This is a genomic window from Streptomyces sp. MUSC 14, from assembly GCF_001866675.1.
Classification (GTDB): domain Bacteria; phylum Actinomycetota; class Actinomycetes; order Streptomycetales; family Streptomycetaceae; genus Streptomyces.
In genome coordinates this window covers 129,360-144,300 of sequence record NZ_MLYN01000050.1, presented here as the reverse complement: position 1 = coordinate 144,300, position 14,941 = coordinate 129,360, and the positions used below count along the sequence as shown (strand labels likewise).

Sequence of the window (14,941 nt, the reverse complement as noted above, 5' to 3'; positions counted from 1 at the left end):
AGTGCATCGCCCCGGCGCCGGGGACGTCCGCAACTTCACCGCTCCGGCGACCTGACTGCCTGCGGCTTCGCCACTCCGGTGGCGCGACCGCCTGTGGCTCCGTGGGCTTGGCGCGACTGTTCACCGCGGTGGCCGGTCAGCGCGCGCTCGCCCGCAGTCCCAGCGTCGGCCGGGCCGACCGCTCCCGCGGTGCGACCCCGGGCTGAATCGCCGCTCCGTCGCCCCGTCGTCCATGTGGCCCGACCGCTCCCACAGCCCGATCGGCCGCTGCTTCGCCCTTTTATTGCCCGCGGCATGACTGCGCCCGCGCGGCCCGGCCGCTCCCGCAGCCCGGTTGCCTGCCGCTCCGTCACCCCGTTGCCCGCGCAGCGTGACCGCCCCCGCATCGTGATCGACCGCCTCCGCTACCGCCCCTCACCACCCGGCAGCGGTACGTCCAGCACCGGCAGCAGTCTCGACGGCCCGCTCTCTCGAAGCCACGGCGGTAGCAAGGACAGTGGGTTCAGGTATGTCCCGCCTCGCAGCAGTCCCCAGTGGAGGCATGCTGTCGGACAGTGGGGGGTGCTCGGCTGTTCGAGTGTGCCCACTACCTCTCCCGCGTGGACCTCGTCGCCCTTGCGCACCGACGGGCTGACCGGCTCGTATGTGGTGCGCAGGGCCGTGCCCGTCAGGTCCAGTGACACCACGCCCTGTCCCGCCACCCGCCCCGCGAAGGACACCCGGCCCGGTGCCACTGCCCGGACCGGCGCGCCGGGCGGGGCCGAGAGGTCGACGCCGCGGTGGCCCGGGCCGTAGGGCGACGCCGGGGGATCCCAGCCGCGCAGGACCGGCGGCCGTACGCCCACTGGCCAGGTACGGGCGATCCGGGGCACCGGGGCCTGTGGGGGCGGGGGAGACGGGTCCGCCCAGGCCCAGCGGGGCAGGAGGGCCGCCACCGCCAGGCAGAGGAGCACGGACACCGGCACCAGGGCGTATCGCATCGTTCGTCGCATGCGCACACCGTCCCGCAGCCCCGCCGATCATGGCCGGAGTCTGTGGACGACTCCCCGGTTGTGGAGAGCGGCGTCACCCGGTGCCCCGGCGGTCCCGTACACTTCTTCTGGCGATCCGGGTCACCGGGTCGACTTCGCACGCCCCGACACCGGGCCGCCAAGCGGTCGGTGTCAGCGCCTCTCGGTCCTTTGCGGCACGGCGCATCGCGGGCGTCAGGCGCGACCGCCGTCCGGCGGACGCGGCACAACCGAGAAATTCGAGGAGATACGGCCATGGCCGTCGTCACGATGCGGGAGCTGCTGGAGAGCGGCGTCCACTTCGGTCACCAGACCCGTCGCTGGAACCCGAAGATGAAGCGCTTCATCTTCACCGAGCGCAACGGCATCTACATCATCGACCTGCTCCAGTCGCTGTCGTACATCGACCGCGCCTACGAGTTCGTCAAGGAGACCGTCGCCCACGGCGGCACGGTCATGTTCGTCGGCACCAAGAAGCAGGCGCAGGAGGCCATCGCCGAGCAGGCCACCCGCGTCGGCATGCCCTACGTCAACCAGCGCTGGCTGGGCGGCATGCTCACCAACTTCTCGACCGTCTACAAGCGTCTGCAGCGCCTCAAGGAGCTTGAGCAGATCGACTTCGAGGACGTCGCCGCGTCGGGTCTGACCAAGAAGGAGCTTCTCGTGCTCTCGCGCGAGAAGGCCAAGCTGGAGAAGACCCTCGGTGGTATCCGCGAGATGCAGAAGGTGCCGAGCGCCGTCTGGATCGTGGACACCAAGAAGGAGCACATCGCCGTTGGTGAGGCCCGGAAGCTCAACATTCCGGTCGTCGCGATCCTCGACACCAACTGCGACCCCGACGAGGTCGACTACAAGATCCCGGGCAACGACGACGCGATCCGCTCCGTCACCCTGCTCACCCGCGTGATCGCCGACGCCGTCGCCGAGGGCCTCATCTCCCGCTCTCGCGTCGCCACCGGTGACAAGGGCGAGAAGGCCGCGGGCGAGCCGCTCGCCGAGTGGGAGCGCGACCTGCTCGAGGGTGAGAAGAAGGCGGACTCCGAGGACGCGGCTCCGGCCGCCGAGGCCGAGAAGCCGGCTGAGGCCGCTGCCGAGGCCCCGGCTGCCGAGGCCACCCCGGCCGAGGAGAAGGCCGCCGAGGGCGAGCAGGCCTGACGCAGGCGTCGACAGCGGGGGCGGTACGGCACCACAGCGCCCCGGCGCGGTGAAGTCCGCCCCCGCTGTTCACCCGTAGGTCGGCACGATGTAGGTGATCCGCGCGTACGTCGCGTACATGTGGAACGCAGAACCGTGCCGACCTGAAGATCTTCCAGACTTCGAGAAAGACTCACAGACTCATGGCGAACTACACCGCCGCCGACGTCAAGAAGCTCCGTGAGCTCACGGGCGCCGGCATGATGGACTGCAAGAAGGCGCTGGACGAGGCCGAGGGCAACGTCGACAAGGCCGTCGAGGCGCTGCGCATCAAGGGCCAGAAGGGCGTCGCCAAGCGCGAGGGCCGCTCCGCCGAGAACGGCGCCGTGGTCTCCATCATCGCCGACGACAACACCTCCGGCGTCCTCGTCGAGCTGAAGTGCGAGACGGACTTCGTCGCCAAGGGCGAGAAGTTCCAGGCCGTGGCCAAGGCCATCGCCGAGCACGTCGCGAAGACCGCCCCGGCCGACATCGAGGCCCTGCTCGCCTCCGAGATCGAGGCCGGCAAGACCGTCCAGGCGTTCGTGGACGAGGCCAACGCCAACCTCGGCGAGAAGATCGTCCTGGACCGCTTCGCGCAGTTCTCCGGCGGTTACGTCACGGCCTACATGCACCGCACCATGCCCGACCTGCCCCCGCAGATCGGTGTCCTGGTCGAGCTGGACAAGCCGAACGCCGAGATCGCCAAGGGTGTCGCCCAGCACATCGCCGCCTTCGCGCCGAAGTACCTCGCCAAGGAGGACGTCCCGGCCGAGGTCGTCGAGTCCGAGCGCCGCGTCGCGGAGGAGACCACCCGCGCCGAGGGCAAGCCCGAGGCCGCCCTGCCGAAGATCGTCGAGGGTCGCCTCAACGGCTTCTTCAAGGACGCCACGCTGCTCGGCCAGCCCTACGCGCTGGACAACAAGAAGTCGGTCCAGAAGATCCTGGACGAGGCCGGTGTCACCCTGAAGCGCTTCGCGCGCATCAAGGTCGGCATCTGAGCCCGTACCGTGATCGACGCACGACCCACGAAGGGATTCCGGGAGCGATCCCGGGAGAAATCCCGATAGGGTCGTAAGCAGTCGTCCGCGTACACCGCCCCACCCCGGCGTGAGGCGGACGGCAGCAGATCTGACGAGGAGGCCATTGCCGCGTATGGGAGCGAAAAGCGACCCCACCGGCAATGGCCTTCTTCGTATGTGCAACACGTGAAAGAGGCGGGATCTCCCATGACCACCAAGGCCCAGAAGAGCGACGACGGCAAAGTACGCGGCCGGTTTCTGCTGAAGCTGTCCGGAGAGGCCTTCTCCGGCGGGGGCGGCCTGGGCGTGGACCCGGACGTGGTGCACAAGATCGCCCGTGAGATCGCGGCCGTCGTCCGGGACGGCGCCGAGATCGCGGTGGTCATCGGCGGCGGCAACTTCTTCCGCGGCGCCGAGCTCCAGCAGCGCGGCATGGACCGGGCCCGCTCCGACTACATGGGCATGCTCGGCACGGTCATGAACTGCCTCGCCCTCCAGGACTTCCTGGAGAAGGAGGGCATCGACAGCCGGGTGCAGACCGCCATCACCATGGGCCAGGTCGCCGAGCCGTACATCCCGCTGCGCGCCGTGCGCCACCTGGAGAAGGGCCGCGTGGTCATCTTCGGCGCCGGTATGGGCATGCCGTACTTCTCCACCGACACCACCGCCGCCCAGCGCGCCCTGGAGATCGACGCCGAGGCGCTGCTCATGGGCAAGAACGGCGTGGACGGGGTCTACGACTCCGACCCGAAGCGGAACCCGGACGCCGTCAAGTTCGACGCCCTCGGCTACGGCGAGGTCATCACCCGCGACCTGAAGGTCGCCGACGCCACCGCCATCACGCTGTGCCGCGACAACAAGCTTCCGATCCTGGTCTTCGAGCTGCTCGCGGAGGGCAATATCGCTCGGGCCGTCAAGGGTGAGAAGATCGGCACGCTGGTCGGCGACCAGAGCAGCCGGGACTGATCCGGCATCGATCCGGCCGGTGGTGCACGGCCCCGTGACGGGGCCGGCCCCTGGCCGGGGGATGGACAATGTCCTGCCGGTCGGGAACCGTGCAGGAAGAAGACGCGACGCAGCCGGCCGCCGCCCCGACGAGGAACCGCAGCCGGGCCTTACTCAAGACACGCAGGAGCAAGTGGTGATCGAAGAGACCCTCCTCGAGGCCGAGGAGAAGATGGAGAAGGCCGTCGTGGTCGCCAAGGAGGACTTCGCCGCGATCCGCACCGGCCGTGCGCACCCGGCGATGTTCAACAAGATCGTGGCCGACTACTACGGTGCCCTGACGCCGATCAACCAGCTGGCCTCGTTCTCCGTGCCGGAACCGCGCATGGCGGTCGTGACGCCGTTCGACAAGAGCGCGCTGCGCAACATCGAGCAGGCCATCCGCGACTCCGACCTGGGCGTCAACCCGAGCAACGACGGCAACATCATCCGAGTGGTGTTCCCCGAGCTGACCGAGGAGCGGCGCCGCGACTACATCAAGGTCGCCAAGGGCAAGGCGGAGGACTCCCGGGTGTCCATCCGCTCCGTGCGCCGCAAGGCAAAGGACACCATCGACAAGCTGATCAAGGACGGCGAGGTCGGCGAGGACGAGGGCCGTCGTGCTGAGAAGGAGCTGGACGACACCACGGCGAAGTACGTCGCCCAGGTGGACGAGCTCCTGAAGCACAAGGAAGCGGAACTGCTCGAAGTCTGATGAGCGACTCTTCCTGGGGGGCGCCGCGGGCGGCGGGTCCGGCCGGCTACTGGGGGCCCACCGGGGGCGGGCCCGTCCAGGGAGCCGCCCCGGCGGGTCCCGCGTACGATGCGCCTCAGGCGCAGCACACTCGCCCCATGCCCATCGTGCCCGACGTGCCCGCGTACGGCGGAGACCAGGACGGCCGGGGGGCCGCTCGGCCGAGCGGCCCCCCGTTCCACAACGAGGTACGGCCCGAGCCCGCACCGGGTGGGTCCCTCTCGGCCGAGAACCAGAATCCGGAGCCCATGCCCGACGCCCCCCAGCCGGCGCCAGCGCCGCAGAAGAAGAGCGCGGGCCGTGACCTGAGCGCGGCCATAGGGGTCGGCGTCGGACTCGGTGTGGTGATCGTCGCGTCCCTGTTCGTCTACAAGGCCGTGTTCGTCGGCGTGGTCGCGGTCGCCGTGGTCGTGGGGCTGTGGGAGCTGACCAGCAGGCTGCGGGAGCGCAAGGAGATCAAGGCGCCGCTCGTGCCGCTCGCGGTGGGCGGCGCGGCGATGGTGGTCGCCGGGTACGTGCGCGGCGCCGAGGGTGCCTGGGTCGCCATGGCGCTCACTGCACTTGCGGTCCTGGTCTGGCGCATGACGGAACCGCCGGAGGGCTATCTCAAGGACGTCACGGCAGGCGTCTTCGCGGCGTTCTACGTGCCCTTCCTCGCCACGTTCGTCGCGATGATGCTGACGGCCGACGACGGCCCGTGGCGCGTCCTGACCTTCCTCCTCCTGACGGTCGTCAGCGACACCGGTGCCTATGCGGTCGGCTGGCGTTTCGGGAAGACGAAGCTGGCCCCGCGCATCAGCCCCGGCAAGACACGGGAGGGCCTGCTGGGCGCGGTGGCCTTCGCGATGGTCGCGGGCGCGCTGTGCATGCAGTTCCTGATCGATGACGGCACCTGGTGGCAGGGCCTGCTGCTCGGCCTCGCGGTCGCGGCCAGCGCCACGCTCGGCGACCTCGGCGAGTCCATGATCAAGCGCGACCTGGGCATCAAGGACATGGGCACCCTGCTCCCGGGCCACGGGGGCATCATGGACCGCCTGGACTCCCTGCTGCCGACCGCGCCGGTGGTGTGGTTGCTGTTGGTGGTGTTCGTCGGGTCGGCGTGAGGTCTGCTCGGCTGCCGGCTTCAGGGGCCGCGTCCTGCTCGTGGGGCGGGGCCTGTGGTCCGGGCCGGCGGGTCGTGGGCCGCTGAGGTGGGCCACGGTGCCGCGCCGCGGACGCGGCTCATGGGCACGTCATGGACCGCCTGGACTCCCTGCTGCCGACTGCGCCGGTGGCCGTACGTGGAAGTGCCCCCGCCCTGGACGCAGGGTGGGGGCACTTCCGTACGCCGGGGTCAGGCGGCGGAGGTGGTGCGGATCGCCGCGATGTCGAACTGGAGGCGGACCGTCTCGCTCACCATGGCTCCGCCCTGGGCCAGCCGGGCGTCGTAGCTCAGGCCCCAGTCGGAGCGGTTGATCGTGGTGGTGCCGTCGAAGCCGACCCGCTCGTCGCCGAACGCGTCGGTGACATGGCCGATGTAGGTGAGGTCCAGGTCGACCGGCCGGGTGGTGTCCTTGATCGTGAGGTCGCCGGTCATGCGGTAGACGTCCTTGCCCACGAGCCGCACGGTGGTGCTCGTGAACGTCATCCGCGGATGGGCTGCGGCGTCCAGGAACTGGCGGCCTGCCAGATGGGCGTCCCGCTGCTCGACGCCGGTGTCGATGCTGGAGGTGTACAGCACGATGTCGGCCCGGGACCGGGACGGGTCGCGGCCGTCGAAGTACAGGCGGCTCTCGTACTGCGCGAACGCGCCGCGCACCGTGGTCACCATCGCGTGCCGTACGGAGAACCCGATCCTGCTGTGCGCGGGATCGATCAGCCACTCGCCGGTGAGAGCCGACAGCGCGGGGTCGGGCAGTACGGCGGTGGCGGTGGCGCCGGCCACCGGTGACGCGGTCGCCACGGGCGCGGCGGACGGCTGCGCGCGCCGGTGAAAGGAATTGCGGCCGAAAAGGTTCATGGCGCCAGTTGTTACGGCACGGCAAAGGACAGGACAAGGCCTGACCAGGAAACCCGACCGTTCGTCGGCAGAATTTCACACGTCGCTCGTTGTCCCCTTCGCACGTTGCACTCGCTGTGTTCGGACCGTCACCACCGCGGCCGTCCCACCGGCCTGGCAGGCGTCCGACGAGATCTACGTCAGGTTTTCAGCGCAAATGCCCTCATTTAAGGTATTGACGCGATATCGGAGCTATACGACGATAAGCGGAATCGTGACCCGAAGGAGGGCGATGATGAAGACGTTCCGGAGGGGTATCCCGGGCAAGAACTCCGTGGTGGCGGCGATGATCCTCGGGGTGATCGCCTTCGCCGCTCCGACCGCGACCGCCGCCACCGAGAGCCCGAAACCCCAGAGCCCCGCCTTCGACCGCTGCGTCCACAGCGCCGGCCCGGCCGGGCGCTACTTCTACCCGGGCTACGCCAACGTCCCCTGCCTGTGAGGAGCGCAGGTCACCCAAGTGGATCTGCGACACTGGTAGGGCCATGCCTAAGCCCGGAGAACTCACTTTCGTCGCCCCGCGCGGAGCCAAGAAGCCGCCGCGGCATCTCGCCGACCTCACGCCCGCCGAGCGCAAGGACGCGGTGGCCGGGATCGGTGAGAAGCCGTTCCGCGCCAAGCAGCTCTCGCAGCACTACTTCGCGCGGTACGCGCACGACCCGGAGCAGTGGACGGACATCCCCGCCGGGTCGCGCGAGAAGCTGCGTGAGGCACTGTTCCCGGAGCTGATGACCGTCGTCCGGCATCTGGCCACCGACCAGGGCACCACCCGCAAGACGCTGTGGCGCCTGTTCGACGGCACGCTGGTCGAGTCCGTGCTGATGCGCTACCCGGACCGGGTCACCATGTGCATCAGCTCGCAGGCGGGCTGCGGCATGAACTGCCCGTTCTGCGCCACCGGACAGGCGGGTCTGGACCGGAACCTGTCCACGGCCGAGATCGTCCACCAGATCGTCGACGGCATGCGCGCGCTGCGGGACGGCGAGGTGCCCGGCGGGCCCGCCCGGCTCTCCAACATCGTCTTCATGGGCATGGGGGAGCCGCTCGCCAACTACAAGAGGGTGGTCGGGGCCATTCGCGCGCTCACCGACCCGGCGCCGGACGGACTCGGGCTCTCGCAGCGCGGCATCACCGTCTCGACGGTCGGGCTCGTGCCGGCCATCCACCGGTTCGCCGACGAGGGCTTCAAGTGCCGGCTCGCGATCTCCCTGCACGCTCCCGACGACGAGCTGCGCGACACCCTCGTCCCCGTGAACACGCGGTGGAAGGTGCGCGAGGTGCTGGACGCCGGGTTCGAGTACGTCGAGAAGAGCGGGCGCCGGCTGTCCATCGAGTACGCGCTGATCCGCGACATCAACGACCAGGCCTGGCGCGGTGACCGGCTCGGCCGGCTGCTGCGGGGCAAGCCCGTGCACGTCAACCTCATTCCGCTGAACCCGACGCCGGGCTCGAAGTGGACCGCCTCACGGCCCGAGGACGAGAAGGCGTTCGTCGAGGCCATCGCGGCCCACGGGGTGCCCGTCACCGTCCGGGACACCCGGGGCCAGGAGATCGACGGAGCCTGTGGTCAGCTGGCGGCCACCGAGCGGTAATCTGGCCACCGTCACGCACATCTTCATATCGACATCTCCATATCGACACCTTCATATTCCGACAGGGGAGCGCCACAGCGCTGAGAGTGCGGCGGACAGGGCCGCAGACCCTCTGAACCTCGCCCAGGTCATTCTGGGTAGGAAGTTCGGTCATCACTCAAGCTGTTGCGCCCTGCCCGGAAATCCGGGCAGGGCCGCGTTCTTCCTGGCCAACCCCAGGAGGACATCCAGTGCACAACAAGACCCTCGTGGCCGTCGCCGTCGGCCTCGGTCTCGTCGCCATGCCGACGCTGACCGCGTGCGGCTCCACGGACACCAGGAGCGGAGCCGATTCCAAGACCGTCACCCTCGTCAGCCACGACTCGTGGGCCGTCTCCAAGAACGTGCTCCAGGACTTCGAGAAGAAGACCGGATACAAGGTCACGGTCCTCAAGGACGGCGACGCCGGGCAGGCGGTCAACAAGGCCATCCTGACCAAGGACAACCCGCAGGGCGACGTCTTCTTCGGCGTCGACAACACCCTGCTCTCCCGCGCCCTCGACAACGGCCTCTTCCAGCCGTACCAGGCCAAGGGGCTCGACCAGGTCGGCGCCGCCTACCAGCTGGACAAGGGCCGGCACCGGGTCACGCCGATCGACTACGGCGACATCTGCGTCAACTACGACAAGGCGTACTTCAGCAAGCACAGGCTGACCCCGCCGCAGTCCTTCGCCGACCTGGCCAAGCCGGCGTACAAGAACCTCCTGGTCACCGAGAACGCGGCCACCTCCTCGCCGGGCCTCGGCTTCCTGCTGGGCAGCGCCGCACAGTTCGGCGACACCGGCTGGCAGGACTACTGGAAGAAGCTGAAGGCCAACGGCGTCAAGGTCGTCGACAGCTGGGAGCAGGCCTACTACCAGGAGTTCTCCGGCTCCTCCGAGGGCAGGAAGGCGGGCGGTGACCGGCCGCTCGTCGTGTCGTACGCGTCCTCGCCGCCCGCCGAGGTGATCTACGCCAAGAAGCGGCCCAGCACCGCCCCGACCGGCGTGGCGAACGGCACCTGCTTCCGGCAGATCGAGTTCGCCGGGCTGCTGAGCAACGCCGAGAACCCCAAGGGCGCCAAGGCGTTCATCGACTTCCTGGTCTCCAAGGAGTTCCAGGAGGACATGCCGCTCAACATGTACGTCTACCCGGTGCTGAAGGGGGCCAAGGTGCCCGCCGAGTTCACCGAGTACGGCCCGGCCGCCCGGCACCCCGAGACGATGGCCCCCGGCAAGATCGCTGCCAACCGCGACCAGTGGGTCAAGGCGTGGACGTCGCTCGTACTGAAGTAGCCGAACCCCGGCGGAGGATACGCGGGAACGTGACGCGGCTCGGGCTGATGGCCCTGCCCGTCGCGTTCTTCGCGCTGTTCTTCGCCTGGCCGGTCGCCGCGATCGTCGCGCGCGGGCTGAAGGTGGACGGCGCCTGGCAGTTCGGGCGGATCGCGGACGTGGTCACGCAGCCGGACATCCGGCACGTGCTGTGGTTCACGACCTGGCAGGCGCTCGCCTCCACCGCGCTCACCCTGCTCCTCGCGCTGCCCGCCGCCTACGTCTTCGCCCGGTTCGACTTCCCGGGCAAGCAGGTGCTGCGCGCCGTGGTCACCGTCCCGTTCGTGCTGCCGACGGTCGTCGCCGGCAGCGCCTTCCTCGCCCTCGTCGGGCACGGCGGGCTGCTGGACGACCTGTGGGGCGTACGGCTGGACACCACGGTGTGGGCGATCCTGCTGGCCCACGTCTTCTTCAACTACGCCGTCGTCGTACGGACCGTCGGCGGGCTGTGGGCCCAGCTCGACCCCCGGCAGGAGGAGGCCGCCCGGATGCTGGGCGCCTCGCCGCTCGGCGCCTGGCGCAGGGTCACCCTGCCGGCGCTCGCGCCCGCCGTGGCCGCCGCCGCGCTGATGGTGTTCCTGTTCACCTTCACCTCCTTCGGCGTCGTCCAGATCCTCGGCGGCCCCACCTTCTCCACCCTCGAAGTGGAGATCTACCGGCAGACCTCCGAGGTCTTCGACCTGTCCACGGCCGCCGTCCTCACCCTGCTGCAGTTCGCCGCCGTCGGCGCGATCCTCGCCGTGCACGCCCGGACCGTACGGCGCCGCGAGACGGCGCTGCGGCTCGTCGATCCGGCGGTCACCGTCCGGCGGCCGCGCGGGCGCGGGCAGTGGGCGCTGCTCGCCGGTGTCCTCGTCACCGTCGCGCTGCTCCTCGTGCTGCCGCTCGCCGTCCTCGTCCAGCGCTCCCTCGACGCCCCCGGCTTCGGCTACTACCGGGCCCTCACCAGCTCCGACGGCGGTACGTTCCTGGTGGCGCCGATCCACGCGGTGTGGACCTCGCTCCAGTACGCACTCGCCGCCACCGCCATCGCCGTCGTGATCGGTGCCCTCGCTGCCGCCGCGCTCGCCCGCCGGGACGCCGGACGGCTGGTCCGCAGCTTCGACGCGCTGCTGATGCTGCCGCTCGGCGTCTCCGCCGTGACCGTCGGCTTCGGCTTCCTGATCGCCCTCGACAAGCCGCCGCTGGACCTGCGCCAGTCCTGGATCCTCGTCCCCCTCGCCCAGGCGCTGGTCGGCGCCCCCTTCGTCGTACGGACCATGCTGCCCGTGCTGCGCGCGGTGGACGGCCGGCTCCGGGAGGCCGCCGCCGTGCTCGGGGCCTCGCCGTGGCGGGTGTGGCGGGAGGTGGATCTGCCGCTGGTACGGCGGGCGCTGCTGGTCGCGGCCGGGTTCGCGTTCGCCGTCTCGCTCGGCGAGTTCGGCGCGACCGTGTTCATCGCCCGGCCCGACAACCCCACGCTCCCGGTCGCCGTGGCCCGGCTGCTCAGCCGCCCCGGAGACCTCAACTACGGCCAGGCGATGGCCCTTTCGACCCTTCTGATGGTGGTGTGCGCCGCCGCGCTGCTCCTGCTGGAGCGGCTGCGCACCGACCGGACGGGGGAGTTCTAGATGCCGACGGGGGAGTTCTGATGCTGCTCAGCCTCGATGCCGCGACCGTGCGCTTCGGCGGGCGGGCGGTGCTCGACGCGGTCGACCTCGATGTCGCCGAGCACGAGGTGGTGTGCGTGCTCGGGCCCAGCGGCAGCGGCAAGTCCACGCTGCTGCGGGCGGTCGCCGGGCTCCAGCCCCTGTCCGCCGGACGCGTCCTGCTCGACGGCCGTGACCGGACGGGCGTCCCCGCGCACAAGCGCGGCGTCGGCCTGATGTTCCAGGACCACCAGCTCTTCCCCCAGCGGGACGTCGGCGCGAACGTCGCCTTCGGGCCGCGCGTGCGCGGCGTCGCCAAGGGCGAACGGGACGCCGAGGTCGCGCAGTTGCTGGAGCTGGTCGGGCTGCCCGGGGCGGCGCGGCGGGCCGTGGCCTCCCTGTCCGGCGGTGAGCAGCAGCGCGTGGCCCTCGCCCGCGCGCTCGCGCCCCGGCCCCGGCTGCTGATGCTGGACGAGCCGCTCGGCCAGCTCGACCGCTCGCTGCGCGAACGCCTGGTGGTCGAACTGCGGGAACTGTTCGGCCGGTTGGGGACGACCGTGCTCGCCGTGACCCACGACCAGGGCGAGGCGTTCGCGCTGGCCGACCGGGTGGTGGTGATGCGGGACGGGCGGATCGCCCAGACCGGTACGCCCCTCGATGTCTGGCAGCGGCCCGCCGACGCGTTCGTGGCCCGCTTCCTCGGCTTCGAGAACGTGGCCGAGGCGACCGTCGCCGGTACGGCCGCCGACAGCCCGTGGGGCAAGCTCCCGGTGCCCGAGGGCTCCCCGCAGGGCGCGCGCAGCGTGCTGGTCCGGCCCGCCGGCGTGCGGCTCGTGGCGGCCGACGCGGGCCTGCCGTGCACGGTGACCGCCCGCACCTTCAAGGGCACGCATGTGGCCGTCCACCTCCAGCCGGGGGACGGGCAGCCGCGCCTGGAGGCCGCGTGCGGGCTGCGGGAGGCGCCGGAGGCCGGGGATGTGGTCGGCGTGGCGTTCGACGTGGCCGAAATCGTCGTGCTCGACTGATCGCCCGCCCCTAGGGTGAGGGGCATGACGTTGCTCGCGCATGACCGATACTGTGACGAAATCGCCCACCAGGTAACCCAGTTGAGGGCCGTGGTGACCTCCGGCGCCGATCTGTCCGCGACCGTGCCGACCTGCCCGGACTGGTCGTTGGAGGATCTCGTACGCCATATGGGCGGCGCCCTGCGCTGGGTGGACACCCTGGTCCGCACCCGGGCGCAGGAGAACGTCCCGCCGGAGCGGGTCCCGCTGGCCGGGGGCCCGGAGAAGAGGGGCGACGCGGCCGCGCTGGACGAATGGCTCGCCCGGACCGGGGACCTGGTCGTCGGTGCGCTGCGCGAGGCCGGGCCGGACACCCCGGTGTGGGCCTGGGCCGGGGTACTGAACAGCGGCTTCTGGGCCCGCCGGATGGCGCACGAGATCACCGTGCACCGCGCCGACGCGACGCTCGCGGCCGGTCTGCCGTACGAGGTCGGACCGGACATCGCCGCGGACGCGCTCGACGAGTGGCTCGAGATCGTCCAGTGGGCGCAGCGCACCCTGCCCGAGGACCCGGCGCGGGACCTGCGCCGGCCGGGCGGCACCGTCCATCTGCACGCCACCGACACCGAGGCGGCGCTGGACGCCGAGTGGCTGATCGACCTGGGCGACGAGGTGATCGCCTGGCGGCGCGGGCACGAGAAGGCCGCGGTCGCCCTGCGCGGACCGCTCACCTCCGTCCTGCTCGCCCTCTACCGCCGACTGCCGCTGGACAGCCCCGGGTTGGAGGTCCTCGGCGAGCGGGAGCTGCTGGAGTTCTGGCTGGCGCGCGCGACCTTCGGCTGAGCGGAGGTCCCGGCGTACGACCGCGGCCCGTCCCCGGGAAGGACCAGGGGGACGGGCCGTGGTGGTGGTGCGCAGGGGCGGGGTCAGCCGTTGCCGCGCGCCCCGCGACGGCGCATGCCGAACCAGACCGCGCCGCCGCCGACGACGACCAGCGCGCCCGCGACTCCGGCGATCAGGGGGGTGTTGGAGTTCGCACCGGTCTCGGCGAGGTTCGAGCTGCCGGCGGCCGGGGACGGCGCGTTGCTCGGGGCCGCGCTCGCCGGGGCGGAGCCGGAGGCGGAGTCCGACGGGGTCGGGGACGCCGACGGGGCCGGGGTGGACTCCGACGGCGACGGCTTCGGCGTCGTGGAGGCGGGCGGGGTCGGGGTGGAGCTCCCGCCCTTGCAGGCGGTGGACGGCGTGCTCAGCGCAGGCGTGATGTCCTGGTCGACGTAGGGGCTGGCCGTGACGTGCACGCGGTACGTCGCGTTCGGCTGCCAGTTCTCCTGGAAGGTGACCGCGGTGCCCTCGGCGGAGCCCTTGACCGGCTGCTCGCCGACCTGCTTCTCGACCCCGCCGCTGTTCGTGCGGAACACGGTGACGGTGGCGGGGGTACCGGAGGCGTCGTTGTCGGTCACGACGATGACACCCTTGTTGCCGTCGCACTTGGCTTCGGCCTTGAACTCACTGATGGTGCACGCGGACGCGGTGCTGGACAGGCCCAGGACCACGGCGGCAGAGGCGGAGGCAACACCCAGGATGCGCACGGAACGGCGTGCGCTGCGGCGGGATATGGACACGTTTGTCCTTTACAGAGTGCACAACTGCGGGGGGTTGAGGGGGAGTTGCGGCGACGGATGAGGGAGACGCCCCAGCACCCCCAGGAGGCTCACAGGTCTATAAGCGCTCCGTAAGCAGTGTCAATGAATATGCCGTCAACAGCAGTTGGCTTTACCCGCTTATTAACCACCGGGACGTTTGACCGCCTCCGGGGCCCGCTCGATCCGGTCAACGAGGGCGATACGGGACGGGTTCGCCGCGTGACCCGTGGCAGTTCGGTGACGTCCGCGGGGCTCAGCCCTCGATCACCGCCGGGTCCATCCAGATGACCTCCCAGGTGTGGCCGTCGAGGTCGTCGAAGGCGCGGCCGTACATGAAGCCCTGGTCCTGGGTCGGGCCGGTCTCCGTGGCGCCCGCCGCGATCGCCTTGTCGACCAGCTCGTCGACCTTCGCGCGGCTCTCCGCGCTGAGACAGACCAGCACCTCGCTGGTCTTCGTGGCGTCGGCGATCTCCTTGTCGGTGAAGGTCGCGTAGAACGGCTTGGTGAGCAGCATCGCGACGATGGTGTCGCTGATCACCACGGAGGCCGCCTTCTCGTCGCTGAACTGGGCGTTGATCGAGTAGCCCAGCTCGGTGAAGAACCTCTTCGAGGCGTCGAGGTCGTTCACGGGCAGGTTCACGAAGATCATCTGCTGGTACATGGGGTCTCTCTCCCGTGGTGTGTGTGCTGGGGTCAGCGTGTTCGAGGGGATAGACCGGAGGGTCGGCTCGAACTCATCGG

Annotated in this window: 15 protein-coding genes and 1 riboswitch; of the genes, 11 read left to right on the top strand and 4 right to left on the bottom strand. The window is 70.5% G+C overall.

Going from position 1 to position 14,941, the window contains the following annotated elements; genetic code table 11:
* Positions 1–404: 404 nt before the first annotated feature.
* Positions 405–992, bottom strand: a complete 588-nt coding sequence (locus tag BIV25_RS30765; protein ID WP_256256291.1) for a murein hydrolase activator EnvC — start codon at positions 990–992, stop codon at positions 405–407.
* Between the two features lie 273 nt (positions 993–1,265).
* Here BIV25_RS30765 and rpsB point away from each other — a divergent pair, with 273 nt between their 5' ends.
* From rpsB to BIV25_RS30740, 5 genes are all read left to right on the top strand, one after another.
* The gene (gene rpsB, locus BIV25_RS30760) at positions 1,266–2,165 is read left to right on the top strand and encodes a 30S ribosomal protein S2 (protein ID WP_071375727.1); all 900 of its coding nucleotides are present in this window, start codon (positions 1,266–1,268) and stop codon (positions 2,163–2,165) included.
* Positions 2,166–2,347: 182 nt separating this feature from the next.
* Entirely contained in the window at positions 2,348–3,184 is an 837-nt protein-coding gene (gene tsf / locus BIV25_RS30755) for a translation elongation factor Ts (protein WP_071375726.1), read from the top strand.
* Between the two features lie 228 nt (positions 3,185–3,412).
* On the top strand, positions 3,413–4,171 hold the full coding sequence (pyrH, locus tag BIV25_RS30750; RefSeq protein ID WP_071375725.1) for a UMP kinase: 759 nt from the start codon (positions 3,413–3,415) through the stop codon (positions 4,169–4,171).
* A 175-nt stretch (positions 4,172–4,346) separates the two neighbouring features.
* On the top strand, positions 4,347–4,904 hold the full coding sequence (gene frr, locus BIV25_RS30745; RefSeq protein ID WP_071375743.1) for a ribosome recycling factor: 558 nt from the start codon (positions 4,347–4,349) through the stop codon (positions 4,902–4,904).
* Positions 4,904–6,046: a phosphatidate cytidylyltransferase gene (locus tag BIV25_RS30740; RefSeq protein ID WP_071375724.1), complete on the top strand. Its 1,143-nt coding sequence runs from the start codon at positions 4,904–4,906 to the stop codon at positions 6,044–6,046. The genes frr and BIV25_RS30740 overlap by 1 nt, the downstream gene beginning before the upstream one ends.
* 230 nt (positions 6,047–6,276) lie before the next feature.
* Here the strand turns inward: BIV25_RS30740 and BIV25_RS30735 are convergent, their stop codons facing one another.
* Positions 6,277–6,942 carry a YceI family protein gene (locus tag BIV25_RS30735; protein WP_071375723.1) on the bottom strand — a complete coding sequence of 222 codons (666 nt, stop codon included), beginning with the start codon at positions 6,940–6,942 and terminating at the stop codon, positions 6,277–6,279.
* Positions 6,943–7,213: 271 nt separating this feature from the next.
* On the opposite strand from BIV25_RS30735, the gene BIV25_RS30730 reads away from it, so the two are divergent.
* From BIV25_RS30730 to BIV25_RS30705, 6 genes are all read left to right on the top strand, one after another.
* Complete coding sequence (locus BIV25_RS30730) at positions 7,214–7,423, top strand: hypothetical protein (protein ID WP_071375722.1); 210 nt, start codon at positions 7,214–7,216, stop codon at positions 7,421–7,423.
* 43 nt (positions 7,424–7,466) lie between these two features.
* Positions 7,467–8,573 carry a 23S rRNA (adenine(2503)-C(2))-methyltransferase RlmN gene (gene rlmN / locus BIV25_RS30725; RefSeq protein ID WP_071375721.1) on the top strand — a complete coding sequence of 369 codons (1,107 nt, stop codon included), beginning with the start codon at positions 7,467–7,469 and terminating at the stop codon, positions 8,571–8,573.
* Positions 8,574–8,626: 53 nt separating this feature from the next.
* Positions 8,627–8,735: riboswitch (TPP riboswitch) on the top strand.
* Between the two features lie 68 nt (positions 8,736–8,803).
* Positions 8,804–9,886, top strand: a complete 1,083-nt coding sequence (locus tag BIV25_RS30720; RefSeq protein WP_071375720.1) for a thiamine ABC transporter substrate binding subunit — start codon at positions 8,804–8,806, stop codon at positions 9,884–9,886.
* 47 nt (positions 9,887–9,933) lie between these two features.
* Complete coding sequence (locus BIV25_RS30715; RefSeq protein ID WP_071375742.1) at positions 9,934–11,535, top strand: iron ABC transporter permease; 1,602 nt, start codon at positions 9,934–9,936, stop codon at positions 11,533–11,535.
* 20 nt (positions 11,536–11,555) lie between these two features.
* Positions 11,556–12,578 (top strand): ABC transporter ATP-binding protein, encoded by a 1,023-nt coding sequence (locus BIV25_RS30710; protein WP_071375719.1) that lies wholly within the window; start codon positions 11,556–11,558, stop codon positions 12,576–12,578.
* A gap of 24 nt (positions 12,579–12,602) precedes the next feature.
* Positions 12,603–13,400, top strand: coding sequence for a maleylpyruvate isomerase N-terminal domain-containing protein (locus BIV25_RS30705; RefSeq protein ID WP_071375718.1), 798 nt, complete (start codon positions 12,603–12,605; stop codon positions 13,398–13,400).
* Positions 13,401–13,483: 83 nt separating this feature from the next.
* On the opposite strand, the gene BIV25_RS30700 is transcribed toward BIV25_RS30705, so the two are convergent.
* Both BIV25_RS30700 and BIV25_RS30695 read right to left on the bottom strand, forming a co-directional pair.
* Complete coding sequence (locus tag BIV25_RS30700; RefSeq protein ID WP_177235476.1) at positions 13,484–14,179, bottom strand: LAETG motif-containing sortase-dependent surface protein; 696 nt, start codon at positions 14,177–14,179, stop codon at positions 13,484–13,486.
* A 274-nt stretch (positions 14,180–14,453) separates the two neighbouring features.
* Positions 14,454–14,861: a VOC family protein gene (locus BIV25_RS30695; RefSeq protein WP_071375717.1), complete on the bottom strand. Its 408-nt coding sequence runs from the start codon at positions 14,859–14,861 to the stop codon at positions 14,454–14,456.
* Between the last annotated feature and the right edge of the window lie 80 nt (positions 14,862–14,941).